Origin of the sequence: Synechococcus sp. PCC 7336 (assembly GCF_000332275.1) — a bacterium.
Taxonomy (GTDB): Bacteria; Cyanobacteriota; Cyanobacteriia; order Thermostichales; family PCC-7336; genus PCC-7336.
The window spans coordinates 3,672,972-3,698,318 of record NZ_CM001776.1 but is presented as its reverse complement, the minus strand read 5'-3'; the positions used below and the strand labels follow the sequence as shown (position 1 = coordinate 3,698,318).

20 protein-coding genes are annotated in these 25,347 nt (G+C 56.6%); 15 read left to right on the top strand and 5 right to left on the bottom strand.

Features of this window, described 5'->3' with window-relative positions; all coding sequences use genetic code 11:
- Positions 1-72 precede the first annotated feature (72 nt).
- Entirely contained in the window at positions 73-2,274 is a 2,202-nt protein-coding gene (ppk1, locus tag SYN7336_RS17550) for a polyphosphate kinase 1 (protein WP_017327246.1), read from the bottom strand.
- A 239-nt stretch (positions 2,275-2,513) separates the two neighbouring features.
- Between ppk1 and SYN7336_RS17545 the strand changes: the two genes are divergently transcribed.
- The 3 genes from SYN7336_RS17545 to uvrC all read left to right on the top strand — a co-directional run bounded on the left by SYN7336_RS17545 (position 2,514) and on the right by uvrC (position 6,618).
- Positions 2,514-3,335 carry a mannosyl-3-phosphoglycerate phosphatase gene (locus tag SYN7336_RS17545; protein WP_017327245.1) on the top strand — a complete coding sequence of 274 codons (822 nt, stop codon included), beginning with the start codon at positions 2,514-2,516 and terminating at the stop codon, positions 3,333-3,335.
- A 71-nt stretch (positions 3,336-3,406) separates the two neighbouring features.
- A complete protein-coding gene (locus SYN7336_RS17540; RefSeq protein WP_017327244.1) occupies positions 3,407-4,657 on the top strand; it encodes a hypothetical protein in 1,251 nt (416 codons plus the stop codon).
- A 77-nt stretch (positions 4,658-4,734) separates the two neighbouring features.
- Positions 4,735-6,618 (top strand): excinuclease ABC subunit UvrC, encoded by a 1,884-nt coding sequence (uvrC, locus tag SYN7336_RS17535; protein WP_017327243.1) that lies wholly within the window; start codon positions 4,735-4,737, stop codon positions 6,616-6,618.
- 18 nt (positions 6,619-6,636) lie between these two features.
- Here the strand turns inward: uvrC and SYN7336_RS17530 are convergent, their stop codons facing one another.
- Positions 6,637-7,329 (bottom strand): SIMPL domain-containing protein, encoded by a 693-nt coding sequence (locus tag SYN7336_RS17530; RefSeq protein ID WP_017327242.1) that lies wholly within the window; start codon positions 7,327-7,329, stop codon positions 6,637-6,639.
- 275 nt (positions 7,330-7,604) lie between these two features.
- Complete coding sequence (locus tag SYN7336_RS17525) at positions 7,605-9,698, bottom strand: AMP-binding protein (protein WP_017327241.1); 2,094 nt, start codon at positions 9,696-9,698, stop codon at positions 7,605-7,607.
- Between the two features lie 369 nt (positions 9,699-10,067).
- Here SYN7336_RS17525 and SYN7336_RS28225 point away from each other — a divergent pair, with 369 nt between their 5' ends.
- The gene (locus SYN7336_RS28225; protein WP_017327240.1) at positions 10,068-10,502 is read left to right on the top strand and encodes a TIGR03792 family protein; all 435 of its coding nucleotides are present in this window, start codon (positions 10,068-10,070) and stop codon (positions 10,500-10,502) included.
- Positions 10,503-10,512: 10 nt separating this feature from the next.
- On the opposite strand, the gene SYN7336_RS17515 is transcribed toward SYN7336_RS28225, so the two are convergent.
- Complete coding sequence (locus SYN7336_RS17515; protein ID WP_038026076.1) at positions 10,513-12,207, bottom strand: CocE/NonD family hydrolase; 1,695 nt, start codon at positions 12,205-12,207, stop codon at positions 10,513-10,515.
- A 62-nt stretch (positions 12,208-12,269) separates the two neighbouring features.
- Between SYN7336_RS17515 and SYN7336_RS31140 the strand changes: the two genes are divergently transcribed.
- The 7 genes from SYN7336_RS31140 to SYN7336_RS17490 all read left to right on the top strand — a co-directional run bounded on the left by SYN7336_RS31140 (position 12,270) and on the right by SYN7336_RS17490 (position 17,745).
- The gene (locus SYN7336_RS31140; protein ID WP_156820204.1) at positions 12,270-12,419 is read left to right on the top strand and encodes a hypothetical protein; all 150 of its coding nucleotides are present in this window, start codon (positions 12,270-12,272) and stop codon (positions 12,417-12,419) included.
- 92 nt (positions 12,420-12,511) lie between these two features.
- On the top strand, positions 12,512-12,640 hold the full coding sequence (locus SYN7336_RS32750; RefSeq protein ID WP_255346682.1) for a hypothetical protein: 129 nt from the start codon (positions 12,512-12,514) through the stop codon (positions 12,638-12,640).
- A gap of 40 nt (positions 12,641-12,680) precedes the next feature.
- Positions 12,681-13,835 (top strand): alanine--glyoxylate aminotransferase family protein, encoded by a 1,155-nt coding sequence (locus SYN7336_RS17510; protein WP_017327238.1) that lies wholly within the window; start codon positions 12,681-12,683, stop codon positions 13,833-13,835.
- A gap of 107 nt (positions 13,836-13,942) precedes the next feature.
- Positions 13,943-14,542: a dCTP deaminase gene (gene dcd, locus SYN7336_RS17505; protein WP_017327237.1), complete on the top strand. Its 600-nt coding sequence runs from the start codon at positions 13,943-13,945 to the stop codon at positions 14,540-14,542.
- Positions 14,543-14,726: 184 nt separating this feature from the next.
- The gene (locus tag SYN7336_RS17500; protein WP_017327236.1) at positions 14,727-16,868 is read left to right on the top strand and encodes a caspase family protein; all 2,142 of its coding nucleotides are present in this window, start codon (positions 14,727-14,729) and stop codon (positions 16,866-16,868) included.
- A gap of 61 nt (positions 16,869-16,929) precedes the next feature.
- Positions 16,930-17,070, top strand: a complete 141-nt coding sequence (locus SYN7336_RS31135) for a hypothetical protein (RefSeq protein WP_017327235.1) — start codon at positions 16,930-16,932, stop codon at positions 17,068-17,070.
- A gap of 57 nt (positions 17,071-17,127) precedes the next feature.
- Positions 17,128-17,745: a DUF3318 domain-containing protein gene (locus SYN7336_RS17490; protein WP_227498533.1), complete on the top strand. Its 618-nt coding sequence runs from the start codon at positions 17,128-17,130 to the stop codon at positions 17,743-17,745.
- A gap of 50 nt (positions 17,746-17,795) precedes the next feature.
- Here the strand turns inward: SYN7336_RS17490 and SYN7336_RS17485 are convergent, their stop codons facing one another.
- Positions 17,796-19,211 carry a phosphoglucomutase/phosphomannomutase family protein gene (locus SYN7336_RS17485; RefSeq protein WP_017327233.1) on the bottom strand — a complete coding sequence of 472 codons (1,416 nt, stop codon included), beginning with the start codon at positions 19,209-19,211 and terminating at the stop codon, positions 17,796-17,798.
- Between the two features lie 306 nt (positions 19,212-19,517).
- Here SYN7336_RS17485 and SYN7336_RS17480 point away from each other — a divergent pair, with 306 nt between their 5' ends.
- The 4 genes from SYN7336_RS17480 (at position 19,518) to SYN7336_RS17465 (ending at position 25,220) form a co-directional block, all read left to right on the top strand.
- Positions 19,518-20,279, top strand: coding sequence for a phosphoadenylyl-sulfate reductase (locus SYN7336_RS17480; protein ID WP_026101109.1), 762 nt, complete (start codon positions 19,518-19,520; stop codon positions 20,277-20,279).
- Between the two features lie 11 nt (positions 20,280-20,290).
- Positions 20,291-20,896: a hypothetical protein gene (locus tag SYN7336_RS17475; RefSeq protein ID WP_017327231.1), complete on the top strand. Its 606-nt coding sequence runs from the start codon at positions 20,291-20,293 to the stop codon at positions 20,894-20,896.
- A gap of 68 nt (positions 20,897-20,964) precedes the next feature.
- Complete coding sequence (locus tag SYN7336_RS17470) at positions 20,965-21,843, top strand: hypothetical protein (protein ID WP_017327230.1); 879 nt, start codon at positions 20,965-20,967, stop codon at positions 21,841-21,843.
- 137 nt (positions 21,844-21,980) lie between these two features.
- Entirely contained in the window at positions 21,981-25,220 is a 3,240-nt protein-coding gene (locus SYN7336_RS17465) for a glycoside hydrolase family 15 protein (RefSeq protein ID WP_017327229.1), read from the top strand.
- Positions 25,221-25,347: the final 127 nt, after the last annotated feature.

Below are 25,347 nucleotides of genomic sequence, written 5' to 3'. Positions count from 1 at the left end.
CATTACCCTCACCCCCAGCCCCTCTCCCAGGGGAGATGAGAGGAATAGCCTGTTCACCTTTTCTCAGATACTTCAGCGCTCTAAGGCTCGGGCCATTAAGACCTGATGGGTACTGCGATGTTTTCCCCTGTGGGGTCGCCGCTGCTTGTAGCTGCCGTCCGACTGCAAGTCCCAAGCTTGGCGATTGTCTGCCAACATGACCCGCAATAACTCCAACAGCTCTGCCATCAACTTCGGATCGCTCACCGGAGTGACTGCTTCCACCCGCCGATCTAGGTTTCGAGTCATCCAGTCGGCGCTGCCAATGTAGATTTCCTCTTCCCCTCCATTGGCAAAATAGAAAATCCGCGAGTGCTCCAAAAAGCGGCCAATCACACTGATAACCCGAATACTCTCGCTCAAACCGGGCACGCCAGGGCGCAGACAGCAAATTCCCCGCACAATCAGATCGATTTCCACCCCCTCTTTCCCCGCTTCGTAGAGGGCTTCAATGATTTGGGCATCCACCAACGAGTTCATCTTGGCGATGATGCGACCCCCCTTGCCCTCGCCTGTCTGGTTAAACCTACGTTGGCGAGCCGTTTCGCGACGAATCATTTCGGTAATGCGCGATCGCAGCGATACCGGAGCCACCAACAGTTTGCGATAGGACTGCTGATGAGAATATCCGGTCAAGAAATTAAACAGATCGATCGCATCTGCTCCTAACGCTTCATCGCAGCTGAATAAGCCCAAATCGGTGTAGAGACGGGCGGTTTTGGGATTGTAATTGCCCGTGCCGATGTGAACGTAGCTGCGCAGGCAATCGTCTTCCTTGCGCACCGCCAGCGACAATTTAGTGTGGGTCTTGAGTCCGATCACCCCGTAAACGACGTGAACGCCTGCGTTTTCTAGCCGTCGCGCCCACTGAATATTATTCGCTTCATCAAAGCGAGCTTTCAGTTCCACCAACACGGCCACCTGTTTGCCCGCGGCCGCTGCATCGATTAGGGCCTGAATCACTGGCGAATCGCCCGAGGTGCGATAGAGCGTCTGCTTGATACTCATGACATTGCGATCGCGAGAGGCCGCTTGAATAAACCGCAAGACACTGCCGCTAAACGAGTCGTAGGGATGGTGGACGAGAATATCCCCTTTGCGAATCGCCGCAAAAATAGCGGCGGGATTGTCGCTGTCCAGGTGTCTGAAGCGGGGGGGAGCGGTGGGCGTCCAGGGGGTATCTTTGTACCCTGGAAAATCCAGCGACATAAAGGCAAACAGGCTATCGAGGCCCAGCAGGCCGTCAATCTCGTAAATGCATCGCTCGTCTAGCTCCAATTGATCCACGAGCTTATTGCGAATCTTGTCGGGGGTACCGGCAGACAGCTCCAGCCGCACGGCAGAGCCCCCCAAGCGCTGCTTGCGAAGTTCCTCTTCAATCGCGAGAAGTAGATCGCCTGCCTCTTCTTCTTCGATCGCTAAATCGGCATTGCGGGTAATGCGGAAGGGGTGGTACGTCCGAATTTCCATGCCCTCGAACAAGGGCTCCAGATTGTTGCCAATGGCGTGCTCTAGCGGCACAAAATCTAAACTATCTCCCAACTGAATAAACCGGTTGAGGGCGCGGGGCACTTTGACGCGGGCAAAATGTTCCAGGCCGTCGCGGGGGTCGTAAACCAAGACCGCCAGGTTGAGGCTGAGGTTAGAAATGTAAGGAAAGGGGTGACCGGGATCGACGGCTAGGGGGGTGAGAATGGGGAAGATATGGCACTCGAAGTAATCCTTGAGATAATCTTGCTGCTGGCGATCGAGATCTGCGTAGCTCAGAATGCGCACCCCCAGTTGGGCGAGGGCGGGGCGCAGCACCTTTTCGAAACACTTATGTTGCTGTGCCACGATGGGGCGCAGATGTTCTTGAATGCGTCCCAATTGTTCGGGAGGGGTGAGGCCGTCGGCGGTTCTGGAGGTCACCCCTGCTTCGATCTGCTGTTGGATCGCTGCCACCCGCACCATGAAAAATTCATCCAGGTTACTGGAAAAGATGCCTAGAAACTTCAATCGTTCGAGTAGGGGCGTGCGATCGTCGAGGGCTTCGTGCAAGACGCGTCGGTTGAATTCCAACCAGCTCAATTCTCGATTGAGATAATACTCGGGGGGAACTTTCTCGAGTGGCTCAGTTGGCAGTGTCAACTCTGCAGGTCCATCGACAGATATCAGTTGCACTCCTCCAGCGCCATTGTGGGGGTCACTCTTGGGGGTGGAGGGCGAGCTGAGTTGCGTGTCGGGAGCAGTCATGGAGATCGCACAGGCTGACAGTCATCCCCATCTTGACTTATGCTGCTCGATTTCGCTCTGGCATTCAGCACTGGCAGCAATTGCGAGTCAAATGAATGGGGCAGATTGGCTAGTGGGGCGATATCGCCACCCGCTACGATAATCCTGCGGTTTGCGGGCTTGCCCTCGTGCAACTCGCCTCCGCCACGATTGGACATTTGTGGCGGTTAACCTTTCATAGGTCCTACTGAGGTGCGATTTTGACGAAAAAACTGCTGGTCGCGACAGATTTAGATGGGACTTTGCTCGACCATAAAACCTATAGCTGCGAAGCGACCCTACCCACTATTGCCCGCCTTCAAGCGCGAGGCTATCCCATCGTCTTCAATTCCAGCAAAACCCTCGCAGAACAAACACTGTTGCGGGAAACCCTGCATATCCGCGCTCCTTTCATCATTGAGAATGGCGCTGCAGTGGTCATTCCCTCCGGCCAACTCGATCGCCCAGCCCGATCGCCGAACCCAGAAATCGAGGTCTTCGGACCGCCCTACGCCGACCTTGTCAGGCAAATCGATCGCCTGCGACAGCAACGGGGATATTGCTTTCGCGGATTTGCCGATCTGAGTGCGGCAGAGCTGGCTGAAATTACGGGCCTGTCTGTGGAAGGGGCTGTGGCGGCCAAACAGCGATCGGGGTCGGAACCGCTGCTTTGGGAGGATAGCGAAACGGCCTATGGAGAGTTTGTGGCGGCGATCGCGAACAGGGGGCTACAAACCACTCGCGGGGGCAGGTTCCGCCACGTCACGGCCAAAGCAGATAAAGGCAAGGCTTTAAGCTGGCTAGTTGAGAGATATCGCAGGGCGTTCCCTCAACAAGAGTGGATTGTGGTGGCTTTGGGCGATAGCCCCAACGATCTGCCGATGTTGCGAGTAGCCGACATTGGTGTCTCGATCCCCAATCCCCATCGTGCCAGTTTTGAGGTGACGGGGGTGAAGAACCTCTTGCAGCCAGAGCAGCCCGGTCCCTTAGGATGGACGGAGGCTGTGACCCATATTCTCGAGGAGCGGAGTTTGAATCTCTAGCTGTATTTGGGACATCACCGTCCATCGACCCAAACAAGCTATTCTCAAGTGGGTTTAAGGATAGGAGAGACATGGCGGACTTCTTTCAGCATGGCGCGATCGCCACTTTGCACAACCTAACCGATCGTTCCACGGCCGAATTGGAAGCCGACCTGATTCAATTTTCTCAACAGCGGCGTTTGGGTCTGGTGCTGCCAGCCCTGTTTTCGGAATTAGAATCCGATGCTTTGCCGCAGATTCTGATGGAGCTGAAGCAGGTACCCTATCTGTCAGAAATCGTGATTGGCCTCGATCGCGCCAATCTCGACCAGTGGCTGTACGCCCGCGAATATTTCTCTCGACTGCCCCAACATCACCGCATTCTTTGGAACGACGGCCCTCGCTTGCAAGCCCTCGAACGAGAACTGGCTGTGCTGGATTTAGCACCTCAAGCAATGGGTAAAGGTCGCAATGTCTGGTATTGCTTGGGCTATATGATGGCCTCCCAGCGCTGCGATGCGCTCGCCCTGCACGACTGCGATATCGCCACCTACGATCGCAGTCTGCTGGCCAGGTTGCTTTACCCGGTGGCCAATCCCAACTTCGACTACCGCTTTTGCAAAGGCTATTACGCTCGCGTCAGTGGCGATCGGAAACTCAAGGGGCGGGTCACTCGCCTGCTGGTGACCCCTTTACTGCGGGCCATGAAACTGACTTTAGGCAGTACGCCATATCTAGACTATCTCGATAGTTTTCGATATCCTCTTGCCGGTGAATTTGCCCTAATGGCACATATCATTCCCGGACTGCGCATTCCCAGCGATTGGGGGCTAGAAATTGGCGTCCTGTCAGAAATTCAGCGCAATCATGCCCCCCATCGCATCTGCCAAACAGAAATTTTAGACATTTACGATCACAAACATAAATCTCTATATGGCGGTCCCGAAGATCGAGCGCTAGCCGATAAGGATAAACATGCAGGCTTGGCCAAAATGAGCCTCGATATTACTAAGGCTCTGTTCCGCAAATTAGCTATCCAAGGCCACATCCTCACGCAGGAAACTTTCCGTACTCTCAAAGCCACTTACTATCGTCTCGCTTTAGACTTGGTGGCAGTTCACCAAAATAATGCAATTATCAACGCGCTGAAGTTCGATCGCCACGAAGAAGAACAGGCTGTTGAAGTCTTTGCGGAAAGCATTATCACCGCTGGAGATATCTTTTTGGCCAATCCTATGGAAACCCCCTTTATTCATAGTTGGGAGCGCATTCAAAGTGCTCTACCCGATTTCCTCCCCCGTTTTCTAGAGGCAGTTGAGCTGGATAACACTGAAGCGGAGTAGGTCTGCGGGAGCGATCGATGCCTCGATCGCCAGCCATTGCGCTAACCTGAAATAACCTCCCAGAGCGTATTTCGGGTATGAGCGCCACCGCCGTGCCGCTATTGCAAAACCGCGAGGTGCTGGAAGCGCGCCTCCAAGAGATCCCCTTCGAACCGGGGGTCTATCTGATGCGGGATAAAACCGACAATATTTTGTACGTGGGCAAATCGAAGAAATTGCGATCGCGGGTACGGTCCTATTTCCGCTTCAGCTCGGACCTGACGCCGCGCAAGCAGCGAATGGTGATGCAGGTGTGGGAAATCGAATTTATTGTCACCGACACCGAAGCCGAAGCCCTCGCCCTCGAAGACAACTTAATCAAGCGCCACCAACCTCCCTATAACGTCCTGCTCAAAGACGACAAGAAATATCCTTACCTCTGCATCACCTGGTCGCAGGACTATCCGCAACTGTTCATCACCCGCAACCGCAGGATGCAGAAGGAGAAAAGCGGCAAGCGCGATCGCTATTACGGTCCCTACACCGATGTCAGCTCCCTCCGCTATACCCTGCGATTAGTCAAACGAATTTTCCCCCTGCGCCAGCGGTCCAAACCCCTCTACAAAGATCGCACTTGCCTCAATTACGACATCGGTCGCTGTCCCGGCGTCTGTCAAGGGTCGATCGACCCGCAGAACTATCACAAAACCTTGGAAGGGGTGGCAATGGTATTTCAGGGGCAGGCGGATGAGCTGCTGGCCCAGTTAGAAACGCGCATGTATGGGGCCGCTGCCGAGGAGAATTTCGAGGCAGCAGCTCGGTTTCGGGACCAAATTCAGGGCTTGCAGCAGTTGGGGGAGCGGCAGAAGGTATCATTGCCCAACTCGACAGCTTCCCGCGATGCGATCGCTCTAGCCGCCAATCCCCATCGCGCCTGCATTCAACTGTTCCAAGTGCGGGCGGGCAAACTGGTGGGGCGGTTGGGCTTTATCGCTGAAAACCAAGGGTACGATCCGGCCACAATTCTGCAGCGGGTCTTGGAGGAGCACTATCAAAACTGCGATCCGGTGGAAATCCCCCCAGAGATCTCGACCCAATATCCCCTCCCCGATGCTGACTTTTTGGAAGCGTGGCTGAGTCAGAAAAAGGGCCGCAAAATCTCGTTGCTAGCCCCTCAACGACAGATGAAGGCCGAGCTGTTGGAGATGGTGGAGCGCAACGCCCAATACGAACTCGATCGCACCCAACGCCTCGCCGATCGCGATGCCGTCGCCCTGCAACGTCTGGCCGATGTGTTAGATCTCCCCGCTCCCCCCCACCGCATGGAAGCCTACGATATTTCCCACATTCAGGGCTCGGATGCGGTGGGCAGTCGCGTCGTCTTTATCGACGGTTTGCCCGCCAATCAACATTACCGCCGCTACAAAATCCGCAACCCCGACGTGCATATCGGTCGGTCTGACGACTTTGCCAGCCATGCCGAGGTGGCCCGCCGCCGGTTTGGCAAGCTGGCAGATGGAGAGATTCCCGATCTGGTGTTGATCGACGGGGGCAAGGGTCAGCTCTCTGCGGTGATGGCGGTGCTGGAGGAATTGGGGTTGGAGGATCTGCCTGTTTTGGGGCTGGCGAAGCGGGAGGAGGCTATTTTTCTACCGGAGCGATCGCAGCCGATTGTGCTCGACAATGACGATCCGGGGCGCTTGCTGCTACAGCGTTTGCGAGATGAAGCCCACCGCTTTGCCATTACTTTTCACCGCCAGCAGCGCAAAGTTCGCCAGCAATATTCCAGTCTCGACGATGTCCCCGGTTTGGGAGCCCACCGACAAAAACTATTATTGGCCGAGTTCCAGACGGTCTCCCGCATTCAGATCGCTAAGCCGGAGGAGCTGGCTCGGGTGGCGGGAATTGGCCCGAAGTTAGCCCAACAGATCTACGATTACTTCCATCCCGAAGCGGCTGCGTCGGAGATCGAGACCACTTAGAAATTCCCTCCCTCCCTTTCAGTACTCGACCGTCACCGTGACGGTAGCACTAATGTCGCGATCGCCCCCCACCACAGGGGTGGTCGCAGCAGCCCGACTCAGTTCCCCAAACTGCACCACGGGAATGGGATTGTTGCTGGCACTATTCACTTGAATCGTCCGAATGGAGGTGAGTTCGAAGTCGAGGGCGTCTAAGACGACTTCTGCTTGGGAGATGGCATCGTCCACGGCCAATCGTAGTGCTTCGTCGCGCCCCGCTTCGGCGTTTTCGTCTGTCGGTCGAAACGAGATTGAATGAATGCGACTGGCTCCGGCTCCGACAGCATCGTCCAAAGTCTTACCTGCCACCTCGACTGGTACCTCAAACTGCACAGTATTTTCGCCCCGCACTGAGGTAATCCTGGTGTCTTCTCGCGTGAAGGTTTGGGGATAGAGGGAAATGCCGGTGGTTTGTAGGTTATCGATGGCTAATTCCTGCAATTTCGAAACAACACTATCCGTCCGTTCGGCGACTTCTGCCTGGACCTCGCTAGCTGATTCTCCTTCTACGGCGACCCCCAATCGGATGGTGGCGATCGCCGTTTCCACTGCGACTGTGCCTCGACCGGTGACGGTGAGGGTGCGATCGAGCTCTTCTCGGGCAGAGAGGGGGAGGGCGAGAGAGAAACTGAGCAGCAGGGCTGCGAAGAGGGGGGGGAGCAGTCGGCGCATGGGAGAATCTCTATCTTTGCTAGTTTCACGCTAGCGAAGAATGAAGAGGGAACGTGTCAGAGATCGATTTTTGTAACAAGCGATGGAGGAGAGCTGGCGATCGCCATTGAGTAACGTCAGTTCGGCAGGTGTCTGGCCCCCATCCCCCAAAATTGGGGAATGGGGAACCGGACGGTAGATTGCGGGTTTGAGGCTGTTGCTCCCCTCTCCCTAGGGGGCAAGTGCAACATCCCGCGTATCAATCCTTGCGATTTGAGGATTAAGCTCGCGAACCACTAAGTCCTCGTTTCGATTGCAATTCGCGCTGGCTCGAACCTATCAGCTTGGAGGCATCGAAATCGATCGCGCAATACTCGACGCATCACTTTGTTGGAGGCGGTGCGGGGCAACTCATCAACGATGCGAAGGTCGCGAATCTTAAACATGGGATTGAGATGCTGTCGAATGGCGCTCTGCAAGGCAGCAGCAAGGTCATCCCGATCGCGATCGCTATCTGGCTCCAATACCGCATAGATCGCTAACTGACTCGGTCCCCCTTCCGGTGGAGAGACTGCGATGGCAGCCGTTTCGCAAATGCCCGCTTCGGCATTGAGAACTCGCTCGATTTCGGCAGAACTGACCTTGATGCCGCCGAGGTTCATGGTGTCGTCCACGCGGCCCAGGGCGCGGTAGTAGCCGTTGGGCAGTCGCTCCACGCGATCGCCGTGGCGACGGAGAGGAATGGTGGAATTGGGTAGGTGAGGGGGGCGATCGAAATAGACTTGGTGGTGGTTCCGATTGAGTAACTCGGTGGAAAGCCCGATCGATGGCGGCACGATGTAGGCTTCTCCGGCAGTGGCGGGCTGTCCGGCTTCGTTGAGGACAGCAATGTCTAGACCGAGAGCTGGCGTCGTAAAGGTGGAGGGGGCACAGGGCTGAACGAGCGTACCGGTGAGATAGCCGCCGCCGATTTCCGTGCCGCCGCAATATTCGACAATGGGTCTGTATCCGGCAAGGGACATCAGAAAGAGCATTTCTTGCGGGTTGGAACATTCCCCCGTCGAGCTGAATACTTTGATAGCGCTCCAGTCGAGCCCTTGCATACAGCCACTGGTTTTCCAGGATTTCACCAAGCTGGGTACCACACCCAACATCGAGACACCCGCGTCTTGCACGAACTGGCCGAAGGCTCGTCCCGTGGGCGCGCCGTAGTAAAGGGCGATGGTCGCTCGATCGATCAGACTGGCATAAATGAGCCACGGTCCCATCATCCAACCCAAATTGGTCGGCCACGCCACCCGATCGCCGGGGTGGATATCGTGATGTAAGAACCCGTCCGCTGCGCATTTAATCGGGGTGGTTTGCGTCCAGGGAATTGCTTTGGGTTCGCCGGTCGTCCCCGAAGAAAACAGGATGTTGGTGCGATCGTCGGGCTGAGCAGGGATGGCATCGAAGCGATCGCGATCGCTCAAAAATGCTTCCCAGGCCAGATCGCCCGCACGTAAGGGGATAGAGGAGGATACGCCACTCGACAGCACGATTGCCTGCGGAGCATTGGCCTCGATGACTTTGGCATAGAGTGGTAGCTCTTTGCCAGCCCGCAGAATGGTGTCCTGCGTGAAGATTCCCTTAGCAGCAGAAATGCGCAAGCGCGTGGCTATTGCATCGGCGGCAAAACTATCGGCAATGGAGACGACTGTGCAGCCAGCTTCGACAATCCCCAGGTAGAGGGCGACTGACTCTGCGGTCATGGGCAGGTCGATCGCGATCGCATCGCCAGGGCAGAAGCCCAGTTCGATAAGCCCATTGGCAACCCGATCGGTCAGAGTCCGAAGTTCGCCATAGGTCAGAGTTAACAGCGACTCTCCTTCGGCTTGAAAGACAATTGCGGGAGCCTCTGCAGGAGCTTGGAAGCAACTTTCAACAATATTGAATTGGGCGTCCAGCAACCATTGGGGCGATTCGATGCCATTGGCTAGATCGAGAACAGCTCGATAGGGCTGCCGGAAGCGAATGCCGAGGCGTTGCACCATCAGCTCCCAAAACTGGGCACGATGGCGGGCTGTCCAGGCATGGAATTCGGTATAGGACTGCAGACCTAGCTCGTGCAGGAGTGCAGCGATATGAGTGGCTTGGATCTGCGCTTCTGTCGGAAACCAGGCTGGAGGAACTCCCTGGCTGGCATCCCAGTTGGAGAAGACAGTTTTGTACAGGAGTTCGTGCAGGGCAAACGGCAGATCGGGGGTGAGGATAGTTTGGGTGAGGTGCTGCCAGTTGTTTGAGGGAGATCCATCGGCGAGACATTGGTTGAAGGTCGGCAGGATCTCAATTGCGATGGATTTCTCTACACCGCAAGCGACAACTTGTTCGAGCGAGAGTTGTGCGGTCATGAGAGTGTCCCCATCGGTTCGGTTCAATGGGATTTGCTACCCCGAGCGGTAGCTGCCTCGTTCGGACCGTGTTTTTAAAGCATCTTTTCTCTTTAAAAGCATCAACGTCGAGCAGGCGATCGAACGCGCGGCCGCTACACTTTTTGTCAGACAGCAACCCCTAACCCCATTCTCGCCTATTGGAACTGACGACCTAAAAGGTATGGCTCTATGCGCATAAAGAGCCATACTGATGGCGATCGCCGCTAACATATCGGAATTGGCACAATGGATCGAGAGCGATGCGGGGACTCAGTATCAGCAGATTTTAACGAATTGAGGGAGAGTCCTCTTGCAAACCAGGGACGATGCGAGAACTTCAATCTGGCAATGCTGCTCGCAAGGGCAGTGCGGCCGGTGGTGGCGGCCGGAGTGTGCGCTCTGGTGCTAATGGGAATGGTCTTTATCGGAGGTCCTGTGGCGATCGCAACTGAGGCACTGACACCGACAGTGGTAGAGGTTTTGGAGTTTCGCGTTCCTGCTGAGGACCGAGAGAGGTTTATAGAGCTGGACGATCGCGTCTGGACGGCGGCTTTGCGCCAGCAACCGGGGTTCGTCCACAAGTCCATTTGGCTGCCGCCGGAGAATCCCGAGGCAGTGACCTTTGTAATTTATTGGACCAATCGGGAAGCTTGGCACGCTTTTCCAGCAGAGTTGCAGGCAGAGTTAGACCGCCAGATGTCCCCCTACAACACCCTATTTGTGAAGGGTTGGGACTATACTCTGCGGCAGCCCCCCCCCTTTGGCTCGTCCCTCGCTGAATAGGTCTCCGCCATCATCTGGGTTCGTGCAGGAGTGGCAGTTCCAGATGGGAAGGGTATTGCGTCGAGTGAAAGATGGTTTGCGTCGCCACGTGAAAATCGCTGAAAGAGGCGCTGGCGGGCCACTGTCCCGTATTGGGATTGCGGTCGATCCAAGGAAAGGCAGCACTGGCGATCGCCACTTGTAAGCGTTCCCCCACTCGCACCTGCCAGCAGGTGGCCCGCAGGGGAATAACGTAATGCTCGATCGCCTCGGGAGTCAGCAATTGTGGCTGCGATCGCGACTGGCGAAAGCGCGCCCGCAACACCCCAGCAGTCATTAGCAGAGCTTCGCCAGAAGGGGTGACGCGCACGAGCTTGACCACCCAATCGGTATCGACAGCCGTGCTAGAGGCGTAGAAGTGAAGCGTGGGAGCCCCCGCGATCGCGAGCTGCTCCTGCAGCGGTTCGCTGTTATAGAGCAGCAGATCGGAACGCTGGTGAACCACTCGCTGATCGTAAGGACCGTAGGGGGTAGTGGGGTTGGCAATGCGCGGATCGCAAACGTAAGTGTCGAACCCGCAGCCATCCCAACGATCGCGCAGCAGGCGTCCGTCACTGTCGGGACCGTTGGCTAAGCCGTCACTGGCAAGCCACAACCGTTGCGATCGCGTCGGCGGGGGCCAAGACTCGAACCTTCGCCAGCGATTGGCCCCCATTTCGAACAGTCGGACGGGCGCTTCGGAGTCAAAGCCGGACTTTCCCTTCAGCCAGCGGTTAAACCATTGCACTTGCAGGCGATCGATCTGCGGGCTGGCCTCGGGACCGAAATCCATCTGTCCGACTCGGCGAGACCAGGGGAGGTGTTGCCAAGGCCCCACAATCAGATGTTGGGGGGCATCGCTCTGCTGTACCATCCATTCGTAGGCTTGAAGCGTTCCAGCCAAATAGCTATCGGCCCAACCGGCAATGTGCAGTCCTGGCAGATCGCATTGCCCCGTTAGATAAACTTGGGGATTGAGGCGGCGGTAGTAGTCCGAATCGGCGATCGCCTCTTTCACCCAGTCGAAATAAAACTCTCCCACCGGGCGATCGCGCAATAGTTCGAGGCGGTCTAGAGGGGTAAAGTCGAGCCAGTCAGCCAGCCGCGATCGGGCTCGCCCCAATTCCGTCGCGTGGGGTTCTAACTGGTGGAATTGTGCTTGGTCCTGGGCTAGCTGCACCCCCCAAGGCAGTGCCACATTCAAGGCCAGCGCTCCCCCCCAATAGCACCAGCCCCGATAAAAATCGATCGCCCCCATCCCCGGCGCGATCGCCGTCAGGCCCACCTGCGCTCCCCCTGCCGCCATCGCCTGAAATTGGGTAATGCCTTGATAGGAAAAGCCATACATGCCGATCTTGCCGTTCGTCCCCGGCAACGTTTGGCACCACTGCAGTGTGTCGAACCCGTCGTCCATTTCAATCGCCTGCATGGGATAAAACTGCCCCTGCGAGCGATCGCACCCCCGCACCGCTTGAATGACGACAATAAACCCCTGTGCGGCGTACCAACTGGGGTGAGCGTAGACCACCGTCGAGGCGATTTCCCGACCGTAGGGCAGTCGCATTAATAGGATTGGCAGCGGCTCGCTCTGTTGTTTGGGGCGGTATACATCCGCGTAGAGTAGAGTGCCGTCCCGCATCGGCACTGGCAGGGCCTGCGCGATCGAAATAGATGGATGCTGAGCCACGCTCGTTCCTAAGAGTCACCGCCAAGAAGTTACCATCCGCAGTCACTCTGCGACCTAGCAGCATGGAGAGCGAACCATCCAGCCTCGCCGAGCATAATGTCTGTGCAGAAGGCTTTAGGCTGCTGGCCATCTCCCTCAACGTCAGTTCGACAGGCGTCTGGCCCCCATCCCCTAGCCCCTTCCCCCCTCGCGAAGCGTGGCGTCAGCCGTAATTTTGGAGGAAGGGGAACAGAACGGTAGATTGCGGGTTTGAGGCTGTTGCTCCCCTCTCCCAAATTTGGGAGAGGGGCTGGGGGTGAGGGCCATGCAGAGTCATCGAACTCAGGTTCCCTCAAGTCAATTGCGATCGGGGAAACTCGCCGAGATCGCCGAGGACATCTGTCATCCCGAGCAAAACCTTGTTTTAAGGATGCACATTCTGCCCTGCGTGTAACAATGGTGGAACTGTGTCGAGATAGAAGCCTGGGGCAACGATGAAAGACAAGCTGCAACTGATGATTCCGGGGCCAACCCCAGTGCCGGAACGGGCCTTGTTGGCCATGGCCAAACACCCGATCGGACACCGCAGTAAAGCATTTTCTGACACGATCGCCGCAGTCACCGCAGGACTGCGCTGGCTGCATCAAACCCAAAATGACGTATTTATTCTGTCGGCCAGCGGCACTGGCGCAATGGAAGCCGGACTGGTGAATGTGCTCAGCCCCGGCGATCGCGTCTTGTGTGGCGTCAACGGCAAGTTTGGCGAACGTTGGGCCGATATGGCAGATGTGTTCGGCCTACAGTGCGAGCGGATCGAGTCGGAGTGGGGTACCCCTTACTCTGTGGAGGCGTTTGCTGAGAAATTGCAGGCAGATACCGCGAGGGCCATCAAAGCAGTCATTCTGACCCACAGCGAAACCTCTAGTGGCGTACAAAACGATGTGGAGGCGATCGCCAAACTGGCGCAGGAACACGGCGAAGCTCTGGTCATCGTGGACGCAGTGACGAGTCTTGGCGCAGCTAGCGTACCGATGGATGAATGGGGTTTGGATATTGTGGCTTCCGGCTCTCAGAAAGGGTATATGATGCCCCCCGGCTTGGGCTTTGTGGCCGTCAGCGATCGCGCGATGGCAGCAACCCAAACCTCCACTCTGCCCAAGTATTACTGGAGTTTTGCCATGGCCAAAAAGAACCTAAGCAAAAACACGACGCCGTTTACCCCTGCTGTGAACTTAATCTACGCCCTGCAAGAGACCTTGACAATGATGCAGGAAGAGGGGTTAGAGGCAATCTTTGCCCGTCACGCTCTGTTGCGCGATGCCACCCGAGCGGGTGCCAGAGCCCTCGGTTTGGGCTTGCTCGCCCCCGACAGCCACCCCAGCTCTGCCGTGACGGCGATCGAGGCCCCTGCAGGCATTAACGCAGATGACATTCGCAGCCTTGTCATGAAGAAATTCGACATTGCTTTAGCTGCCGGTCAAAACCAGCTCAAAGGCAAAATCTTCCGCATCGGCCACCTGGGCTTTATCTGCGATCGCGATATTCTCACCACCTTTGCCGCCCTCGAATCTGCCCTGCGAGAGGTGGGCTACGAAGGGTTTAGCCCCGGTGCTGGCGTCACGGCAGCCGCTCGCGTACTGGCTGGCTGACGCCAGACTGCACCAGGGGTGAGGGCAGTTCGACCGCTTCGAATTCACGTTGTGCGACACTACAGAGGGCGGAAATCGCGCCAACCTGCCATATCGACTGAATTTATATGATCAAAAACGACCGTTGGATTGTTGCCCGCGCCCGAGTAGGCATGATTGAGCCTTTCGAGCCCGATCTAGTGCGTCAAATCGAATCCCCCAACGGGTATGCCCCCCGCCAAGTGCTCAGCTACGGGCTTTCCTCCTACGGCTACGACATCCGCCTCTCTCCCGCCGATTTCCGCATCTTCCGCCACATTCCCGGAACAGTGGTGGACCCCAAACACTTCAACCCCGCCAATCTTCAACCCACCGAACTACATTCTGAAGAGAGCGGTGACTTCTTCATCCTGCCCGCCCATTCCTACGGCCTCGGTGTGGCGATCGAACGGCTGGAGGTTCCCCCCACCATCACCGTTATTTCCATTGGCAAAAGCACCTACGCCCGCTGTGGCATTATCGCCAATCTCACCCCTGCCGAAGCCAGTTGGCGCGGCCATCTCACCCTCGAATTTTCCAATGCCTCCAGCGCGGACTGCCGCATCTATGCCAACGAGGGCGTGGTGCAACTGCTGTTTTTAGAAGGCGAACCCTGCGCCACCACCTACGCCGATCGCGCTGGGAAATATCAAGACCAACCCCAAGAAGTCATTGTTGCCCGCGTGTAGCCAACCTGGAGTTGTCGCTCGCTAAAATCAATCTTTGAAATAAATTTGAAATAAGCACAACTGCCATAGGCAGTAGCGCCAGCAATGACCTAGAGTGGGTTGGGGAACATTCGAAACCTCCGCGCACTGCGTGTTGTGCCAGTTGGACCCCAACCCGAGATATTTCGGAGTGTGGCAGTAGCTTGTGAGTACGAGCAGACGCGAATTTTTGACTCGGGGAGCTTGTGGCGTTGCTGGCTTGGCGTTAGCCCCCGCCCTAGAGTGGTTGGCAACCTGCCGATCGCAAACGTATGGTAGTGCTTTTGCAGCGACTACGGGACGAAAGCTGGCCTTGCTAGTGGGGATCGATCGCTATGCCGATCCCCTCACCCCCCTGGCGGGTAGTGGCACAGATGTCGCACTGCAGCAGGAGGTGCTGGAATATCGGTTCGGCTTTGACGAGATCGTCACCCTAGCCGATACAGATGCGACAGGAGAGGCGATCGCTGACACTTTTTTAACCCATCTCGTGCAGCAGGCCAGCCCCGATGATGCGATTGTCTTTCACTTCAGCGGCTACGGTCAGACCCTCCCAGACGGTACCTCAGTGCTGCTACCGGCAGACTTCTCCAGCGATATCTCCACCGACACTGCCAACGTTCTACCGTTAGAAACCCTCTTTCTATTAGTTCAAGCCCTCCCCAGCAAACGCATCAGCATCGTGCTCGATTGTGGCTTTCAGTCTGCAAAGGCTGCGGCAGAGGGAAACTGGCGGCTGCGATCGCCTGCCGATCTCTCGATCGCGGAAGGCTATCAATTTGCGCCCGCCGTGCTAGAGCGCCAGCAACAGATCTTTCGAGACTATCGCACCTCGGTGCCCGGGACATTCGACCCCAGCCGCATCGATCGCACCAGCGGTACTTGGCTGTTAGCTGCCCCTCTGGGCCAACCTGCGGCAGAAGGAGTATGGGATGGATTTAGTGCCGGATTGCTCACCTATCTGCTGACCCAATCTCTATGGGAGAGCGCAGCCTCGGATACCTGGCGGCAGGTGTTTCAGATCGCCCGCATTAAAGCGGAGCAGGTGGCGGCCCGTCCAGAGAAATTGGCGCTCCACGGTAAGGGCAATCAACCCGATCGCCCCTACTCAAAGCTATCTTCGGCAACTGTCGAGGGGGGAATTGCAGGAGCCATTCAAACGGTGGAGGGAACGCGGGCGGAGCTCTGGCTGGGGGGGATTCCGCCCATGATTCTGCCATTTTTGGGGGTGGGAACGCGGTTCCGCTGTTATGACGGTGGCAGCGAATGGGTGCTGAAGTCGCGGGATAAGTTGACGGCAACGCTGGGCTTGGACGAGACCCTGACAGAAGCGACTCCGCCACAGGAGGGGGCTTTGGTGTCAGAGGTACAGCGGGCACTGGCGGCAGTTAAGTTAGCGATCGCCCTCGACGACAGCTTGACGCGGATTGAGAAAGTGGATGCCACCAGTGCTCTGTCCAGTACATCGCTGGCGGGAGAATTACACTCGATCGAAACGGCGAAATTGCACGAGCGCCAGGTGGATTGTCTGTTTGGCCGCATGACCCCCGAACTGCAAGCCAGTCTGCCGGAGCCTCCTCCCCTGGGTAGCTATGGTTTGTTGCGATCGGGCAGAGTCCCCATTCTGGATACGTTTGGTGAAGCAGGTGAAGCCCCCAAAGGGGCAGTACAGCGGTTGGTGCATCGCCTGCAGCATCTATTGGCGGCCAAGCGGTTGCGGGCAACTATCAACGAAAGCGCTTCCGCTCTGCCCCTGGTTTTGGAGATTGCCAGCGCATCGATCCGCTGGCAGCAGGGAACTGCTATAGCGACCAATCGTACGCCGCTACTGCGTCAAGGCAACAGTGATGGCGGCATGCCACAACTGGCGATGGGAACGCCGCTATCCTATGCCCTCGACAATCGCGGCGATCGGCCCCTGTATGCTGCAGTGTTGGTGCTAGACGGACTGGGTGCGCTGTGTGCCCTGGCTCATCCGTCAGATGAAGAGCTCCCCGCGATCGCGATCCCGCCTCAAACCAAGCTCGATTTGGCCGAATTGCTGGGGATGAAGCTGGCGGTCCGAGCACCTGGGGGACTGGCGGAAGTGTTTGCGATCGCCAGTACGGAACCCCTAACGGAGACCGATCGCCTATTGCGGGAATTTGCCAAAGAGATGGGGGCCAGCGGCGGGCTGCTATCATTACCGAGACCGCTCCAGTTTGCAGAAACCCTGATGGCAGAACTGGCTCCTGCAAGCGATGGCGGACTGCACTTGCTATCCCACGCCAAGCGGGTTACCCTCAGTTCCACCTATGTGGCGGTGTAGGGCTGTCCCCCCAACACCGAACCGCCGAGGCTGGCGATCGCCCATAATAAGAGAATAGACTGTGCTTACTTTTGCGACTGAAGCGACAGTGCTCGAAGCAGCAGTGGAACAGTTTTGGCAATTGCAATGCTGTCAGTTAGTCGATCGATTCTGCCGAGTGGGGTACGAGCTGGGCTGCGACAGGCTGAAGGTGACCGCTTAAAGATGATTGCATGGGTTGAACGATTGCATGGGTGTCCCTTGAGGAGGTGCTGCGAACGTGTACGCTGAAACGTCAATGCTGGACGAACGGGAAGTGCAGCGGTTGAAGGATTTACTTCCGGCCAGCAGTCGCGATTCGATTGAGATTTTGGCGGCACCGTTTAGCCAAGTGGAGGTCATCCGGGGAAGTCGCCTGCTGCCTTGGCAGAGGCGACTGAAGATTTTAATTAAGCCTCGAGAGTGGGAGCAATTTACCCCCAATCAGCGATCCACAGTGTTCCTGCATAAAGTGGGCTATCACAGCCGCTCGCTCACCCGCACCTTAGACTTCTACGCGGCTTTGGCGGGTCTGGGGGGGGTCAGTATGGTGGTGGAAGGGTTTCAGCGAGATCCGGTGGGAATTGCAGTGTCTGGGGGATTGGGGGGACTGGCTATTTGGCAGCTCATTAAGGATCGGGCCAGCGATCGCCGCTTGTTAGCGGCAGATGCCTATGCCGTAGATCGGCTGGTGTTGAGAGGGTTGCCTCGGATTCAGGCGGTGGAGGCGCTGGGGCAAGCGCTGCACATTGAGGCGCGGTTGGAAGGGCGATCGGGGAATGAACTGCTGGATGTTTTGCGGTACCAAAATCTCAAGCGACTGGCCCAGCGACCGGCTGAGGATATTGTCTTGAGCTAGACCGATCGCTTGTGCTCAGACGGGTCGTTCGTGCTGAGATGGGTCGTGCCTCACGGTTTCAGAATCTCGATCGCTGCGCGCATGGCCCTCGCGATCGCCTCCTGTTGGTCGCGAGAGTCAGCCTCCATTGAAATCCGCAGCAGGGGCTCGGTCCCCGACGGACGCACCAATACCCAAGCGTTGCTGCCGAGCTGGAGTTTAACACCATCTTTGGACCCCACATTCACCACATCCAGACCCGCCACGTTCTCTGGCGGACTGACTGTTAACTGTTCCATGGCCGCTTGCTTGTGCTCTGGAGTCAACCGCAGATCGATGCGATGGGTGTAGGTGGGGCCGCCCGCTGCGGCGATCGCCTCCGCTGCAATCTGGCTGAGGGGCTTTTGTTCGTAGGCCATTGCCTCAAGGACTAATAAATTGGCCAGAATACCGTCCTTTTCGGGAATGTGCCCCAAGATGCTCACCCCCCCCGACTCCTCTCCGCCGATCAAGACAGGTAATTCCCGCATCTTTTGACCGATGTGCTTGAATCCCACCGGAGTTTCGTAGACCTCTAGACCGTACTGGGCCGCTAGGCGATCGAGCAGATGGGTAGTACCCACCGTACGCACAACCGCCCCTTTCCAGCCGCGATGGACGGCCAGATGGCGAGTCAACACCATCAGGACGGTATTGGGGCTTAACATCTGTCCCCGTTCGTCTGCAATGCCGAAGCGATCGGCATCTCCATCCGTTGCCATTCCTACAGCTGCCCCCGCCTGCAAGATAGCCGCCAACATCTCCCCCAACTGTGGGGCGCGCGGTTCTGGCAGGCTGCCCCCAAACAGGACATCGCGATAGGTATGGAGGGCGCTGACGTCGCAGAGACAGTAGCGCAGTGCTTCGTCGAGATAGCCGCGAGAGGTGCTGTAGAGGGCATCGTAGACCACAGAAAAGTTAGCTGCACGGATACGATCCAGGTCAATCGACGAATAGAGGCAATCGAGATAGGTGGGTCGCGGATCGAACTGTCCCACCTCAACTCCCTTTAAGTCGGGCAGCCCGTCCGGCACTCGCTCTAGATAGCTGGAGATGGCATCTGTAATGTCTGCTGTCGCAGGACCGGCATAGTCGGGAATGTACTTCAGACCGCAGTCGGTGGAGGGATTGTGGCTGGCAGTAAACATTAAGGCTCCAGCCGAACGGCGCAATCGGGCCGCAAAGGCGAGGGCCGGCGTGGGGCAATCCCGTTCGGTCACCAATACCTTCCAGCCCTCAGCAGCGAGCACTTCCGCTGCCTGACGGGCAAATCGATCGGCCAAAAAGCGCGTATCGTAGCCCACTAAGACGGGGCGGGTGCGCTCGTAGGTAGTGTCTAAGTAGCAGGCGATCGCCCGCGTTGCACGGCGAACATTTGCAAATGTAAAATCCCCGGCAATGGCACCGCGCCATCCATCTGTGCCAAACTGAATCGCTGTTGTCGTCATGGCAAAATTTGTATCTCAAGCCCACCGTAATTGCTCCTAGGATATCGAGATTTCCGCCGTATTGTGCAGCACAGTCGATAAAAAACAACCTTAAGTTCTGCTCAAAAGTACGGATCTCTCTCTAGGTAAGTAACCGTTTGAGATCCGTAAGGTAAAATCAATCACTTCTTGGCGGGGGTAGGATAACGGCCTGTCGTCTGCTGAGTTCTCCTGTACCCTAGGAGAGAGCCATGTCGAGTTCGGACCAAGGAGCTTGGCATGTCGTAACATTGTTGGGCTGCGTTCGTGCTGCCGCTCTCGTTCGATATGGTTTTGAAATCCCTCGAACTCAACTGCAATATCGACCTGGATACAGCCAATCGCTGCTTAGCCGATGCTAGCGCCCGAGAGGTTGTGGAATGGGGGGCCGAGATGTTTGGCGATCGCCTCGTCATGAGCAGTAGCCTCGGCATCCAAGCGGCCGTGATGCTGCATCTGGTGACCCAGATTATCCCCAACATCCCCGTGATTTGGGTGGATACCGGTTATTTACCTCCCGAGACTTATCAATTTGCAGAAGAGCTGATCGAGCGGTTACAGCTCAATATCGAGGTGTACCAAGCCACCATGAGCCCCGCCCGCATGGAAGCACTGTACGGACGCTTGTGGGAAGACAATACGGTTGAGTCCCTCGATCGCTACAATCAAATCCGCAAAGTGGAGCCCATGTGGCGTGCCCTGCGCGAACTCGATGCCATGGCGTGGCTGGCAGGTTTGCGCACCAGCCAAACCAATCACCGCAAAACCCTCCGTCGCATTGAGATGCAGTCGGGCATTGTTAAATTGCACCCAATCCTGCACTGGAGTGCAAAAGATGTTTACGAATACCTCACAGCCCACGACCTGCCCTACCATCCCTTCTTCGATCGCGGCTACACCAGCGTGGGCGATTGGCATTCCAGCCGTCCGCTTTCGCTAGAAGATACCGACGAGCGCGACACCCGCTTTAACGGCCTCAAACAAGAGTGCGGCTTGCACTTGCCCCTGACGCGAGGGGAAGCCGATAGTCTCAACGCGAGTTCGTTGTAGTTTTCACCCCCATGCCCACACCCTGTGACAGCCAAATGGTGCGATCGCTCGACTCGCTCTCCGATCGCGAACTCGTGCAAATGCTGCAGCTCCATCCCGAGTCGGGACGCTACTCAGTTGCCCTTTACTGCCGCTATCGCGCTTTACTCAAAGAACTCGTCCGCCGCTTTTGTCCGCAACCTGCCGAACGTGCCCACTACCTGAATCGACTCTGGCAGCAGTTTTACCAAACTTGGCTCGATGCTGACGACACCGCTCCCCAATGGGAGCGCCTGGATGTGTGGATAACAACTCAACTGCCCCAAGTCTTCCCCCAACTGCCAGCCCCGAAATTGCCAGGGTCGATCGAACCAGACAGCCGACTTGCTCGCGGCAGTGCCGCTGTATCTCCGCCACTGTGGTGCTACCTACAACAGGCGATCGCCTCACTGCCGGGGGATCTGCGATTTATTCTGGTCTTCGCCGAGGTGTTTCAATGGCAGCCCGAGCAAATTAGCGCTCAATTGGCCGCTGAAGGATATGCGCTATCGTTGGAACAGGTGCAGCAGGCTATTTCGCGATCGCGCGAAAGATTGTTACAATTACTACCAAGCGACATCCTCAGTTTATTTTTCTAGCCTATTGAGCTGGAAGGTCTTTCCACTCCCATTGAGATTTCCCTCTGTCAGTTGGCCTCTAAGGTGACATGAAGCCCTTTTCACCCCGCCCGAACTCCGATTTACGTCAATCCTCAGACAAGCGACTGCAGCAAGCTCTCGCCTATCTCGACTTAGACGCAGAGGAAGAGCTGGAGGCATTTCGTCGCTGGCAAGAGAACCGAGTCAACTCGCCGCTCGGCGATCGCCAAGCAAGCAACATTTCCAGAGGGGGGAATCCTCCCCAATCGACCCACCCTCAACCGTATTTTGAAGATCTCGACATGGAAGACGATTCTCGCAGAGGCATCAATTTATTTCCCTTTGTGGCACTGCTGAGTTTGTTGGCTGCTGCTGCGGGCATTGGGCTAGCGTTCTCGTGGCTGACAAGTCCCAATCCGCAGACGACCCGAGACGATCGCCAAGATTCACCTGTGGTGCAGCAACCGGAAACAGGACTGATTAGCATTCCGCTGGAAGAACTACCTCTGATTCCAGTCTCTCCCTCTGAAACAGCTCGCATTCGATCGAATCCTAGGTGGCAGCGGGCCAACGATATCGGTCCAGATGGCGAGGCGGTTGCGAACGCTGCGGGGCAAGGAACTGAATCTAGCGAAGCAGATCTCTTCGAGGCCGGTTCTCCAACAACCGAACAGGTTGAAAGTCAAAATGTGGCGTTTGCCACTCCCGTCACCCCTTCTGTGGACGGGCTCGGACCCAACCTCGGTTCGGGCACCTTTCTCGTCTTAATGACTTACCAAGACGATGGCAGCTTGGCTCGAGCGCAACAGTATTCGCAAGGGGCCTTTGTCAAACAGCTCGGCGACGAAACCTACGTTCAACTGGCCGCATTCGAACAGCTAGAATACGCCCGTCACATGGCTGACAATCTCCGCAGACAGGGAGTTCCCGTGCTGATTTTGCAATAACTTCGGGATTGTCACGAGATTCGAGAGTTTTACCAAGTCGAGAGTTTTACCAAGTCGAGAGTTTTACTAGGTATAGAAGCCATTTACCGATTCCCCCTTCCCCCCCACAATAGTGATGTGAATTACTATTCGTACCTTTGTCCGTCCCTCTCCAACCTCACCAGCAGCGATCGCGCCTCGACTTTTACTACAGCCAAGTCCGCGCCACCATTCTCGCTCGCCAACACCCCATCACCGGCCTGCTGCCAGCCAGCACTGCCGTCAACGAGCATGGAGACTATACCGATGCCTGGGTGCGAGACAACGTCTACAGCATTTTGGCCGTTTGGGGGCTAGCACTTGCCTATCGCGATACTGACGACACCAACGGTCGCGCCTACGAATTGGAACAAAGCACAGTCAAACTCATGCGCGGCCTTCTGGCTGCCATGATGAAGCAAGCCCACAAAGTGGAGCAGTTCAAACACAGCCAAGATCCTCTCGACGCCTTGCACGCCAAATACGACACCTCGACAGGGGATGTAGTCGTCGGAGATCGAGAGTGGGGCCACCTGCAACTCGACGCTACCTCATTATTCTTACTGTTTCTGGCTCAAATGACGGCCTCGGGATTGCGCGTCATCTTCACCTCGGACGAGGTGGCGTTCGTGCAAAATCTTGTCTTTTATATCGGGAAGGCCTACCAAACCCCCGATTACGGCATTTGGGAACGGGGTAACAAAATCAACCACGGCAAGCCCGAACTCAACGCCAGTTCTGTGGGGATGGCCAAGGCGGCTCTAGAGGCAATGAACGATTTCAATCTGTTCGGCCTCAATGGCGGCCAAGCCTCGGTCGTTCACGTCTTGGCCCACGATATCGCCCGCGCTCGCGTCACCTTAGAGTCCCTGCTCCCGCGCGAATCCAGCTCGAAAGAGGTGGACGCCGCCACCCTCAGCATCATCGGTTACCCCGCCTATGCAGTCGAACATCGAGACCTAGTCGAAACCACCCGTAACAAGATTCGAAACCAATTAGAGGGCCGCTACGGCTGCAAGCGGTTTTTGCGAGACGGGCACCAAACGGCGATCGAAGATACCCGTCGCTTGCATTACGAGCCCTCAGAACTGAAGCAGTTCGAGCACATTGAATGCGAATGGCCGCTGTTCTTCACCTACTCTCTGTTGGATGCCCTCTGTCTGGGCGATCGCGATCGGGCTGAGGCATACCGCAGCAAACTCGAGGCCCTCTTAGTCGAAAAAGACGGCCAACAGTTACTGCCCGAACTCTATTTCGTACCCCTCGACGCGATCGAGGACGAGCGCGCCCAACCGGGCAGCCAACAGCGCTATCCCAATGCCAACCTGCCACTGGTGTGGGCACAAAGCCTATATTTACTGGGCGAAATGGTAGCCGAAGGATTGCTGTCCGTCTCCGATATCGACCCCTTAGGCCGTCGCAATAGCCTCAACTCGCGAGCCGTTCCCATTGTCCAACTGGCGTTGTTAGCGGAAGATAAGCCCTTGCAAGCGGAATTGGCCGCCCGCGGCATCGACACCCAAACGCTAGCAGAAATCGTCCCAATTCAGGTGTGGAGTGCCGATCGCCTGGCGAAAGCCTACATGCAGGTGGGCCGCAACGATCGCCTGGGACTGAGCGGCTGTCCCCTGCAGCGGATGCGCAGTCTCGCCACCTCCCGAATTTTTCGCCTCAAGGGTCAACCCACTCTGTTCCTGCCCGCCTTTCTCGATCGCCGCCAGTTCTACCTCACCATCGACTATCACTTTTTAGTCGCCACCATCCGCTCCGAACTGGCTTACCTGCAACAACATTGGCGCACTCTCGGTCGCCCCACAATGGTGTTGATGATTACCCGCAATCTGCTGCGATCGGGCAGTACCGCTCTACTCGATCTCATGCAGGAATTGCAAGAGGGCAGTTGCAATGGCGTCACGGTGCAGTTGGGTCGGATCGACCAATTGAAGCTGACGGCGGGGACCGAGCGGATCGATTATCTGCACGACTTCGAATTAGTATCCCAACCTCTGGCGGGCGAGCAAGTGTTGCCCTCATACCTGCGATATGACGAGGCCGAGACTCACCCTCTCAGCAGCAATCAGGAATTATTATTGGAGTGCGAAACGGATGTCGAGGCTCTACTGAAGCGATTGCGACGCTCGGGCAATCCCTACGAGCAGGTAGAGGTTTTAAGTACGTTGCTGCCCCTGGAGGGAGCTGACTGCGACACGGGCTTCGGTCGGCACCACAGCCTCGAGGTCACCATTCAAGATTTGCTGGACGAGCTTTACAACCGAGCGGGTCGGCTGCAGTTGTGGTCGGTGGTGCGACGGGCAGCGGGCTTGCTGCGCAAAGTGGATATTGGACTGGCGGATGCAGTTACCGATATTTTAGTGCGACAAAAGGTGGTGGCGGTGGGCAAAGCCTATACCGAAGCTTCTACCATTTCCAGTCCCCAATCGCAGGAGCAAATCTTTGCCAAGATTCTGCGATTTTGCAGTGAAGATGTGCGGGAGCACGTTCTCACCCAGGAAATTACGATCTTCTTGAGCCTGCTAGTGCGCTCGAACCCCAGTTTGTTCGACAATCTCATCACGTTGCGGGTGAGCAATTTGATCCTGTTGATTACTGGCGAGATCGCTCAAGCGTTTGAGTTGGGGCAGGAGGACGCCTACGATCGCATGATGGCCATGAGCCCCTTTGAAATTAAGACTCACCTAAAGCAGGTATTGGAGGAATACAACCAGTTCGATCGTGCTGTCGTCCAGCAAGAATCGTTGCACATTCGCACCCATCGCCCCGATTTGCAGCAAGTGGAGGTGCCCGACGCCCAAGAGCCCCTACCAGCAGGGGGTTGGCTGCGCCGCCGCCGCATGGAAGGCAGTCTCAACCGCGTCCCCCCCGACTTTTACCGCCGGGTGTGGAACTTGATGGGTCACTGTAAAGGGTTGGCGATCGGAGATAAATTAGAGCGCCGCAACCACCTCGACAGTCAGTTGATTTTGGCAGAGATGACCCCTGGCGAGCAGAACTTTGCCCGCGCGATCGAGCATTTGCTCAACAAAACCGCAGCTCCCGAATATCGCCAACTCAACGTGGAGGCTCTAATGGCCCTCTCGCAGGCTGTCGAGGCGAACCCCGATCTGCAAATCGAAGACGATCTAGTGATGGATGTAGTCATCGGTCATGCCGTCCGCTTGGCATGGCTGGAAGAGCATCCCGAGCATCGCGATCGCTATCGGTTTGACGGCGGTTTGCGAGCCCGCGCCTGGAGTGCCTTCTACGAGCGTTCTCCCTATCACTGCGAAAAGGCGGTCATCGCTGCTCTATCTTTCCTCATCGGCATTGGCCTGCAAGAGCGCCAATCCACAGTCGCATAAACCGTTAGCTTCGCTCTCGGTCAGCCCTAAGACTGGGTTTCTAGGATAGCCTGTTGGCAAATAGCGATCGCCTCCACTGCCTCAATCTTCCGCAGTCAGCATCGCCATCTGATACTGCAGCAAAAAC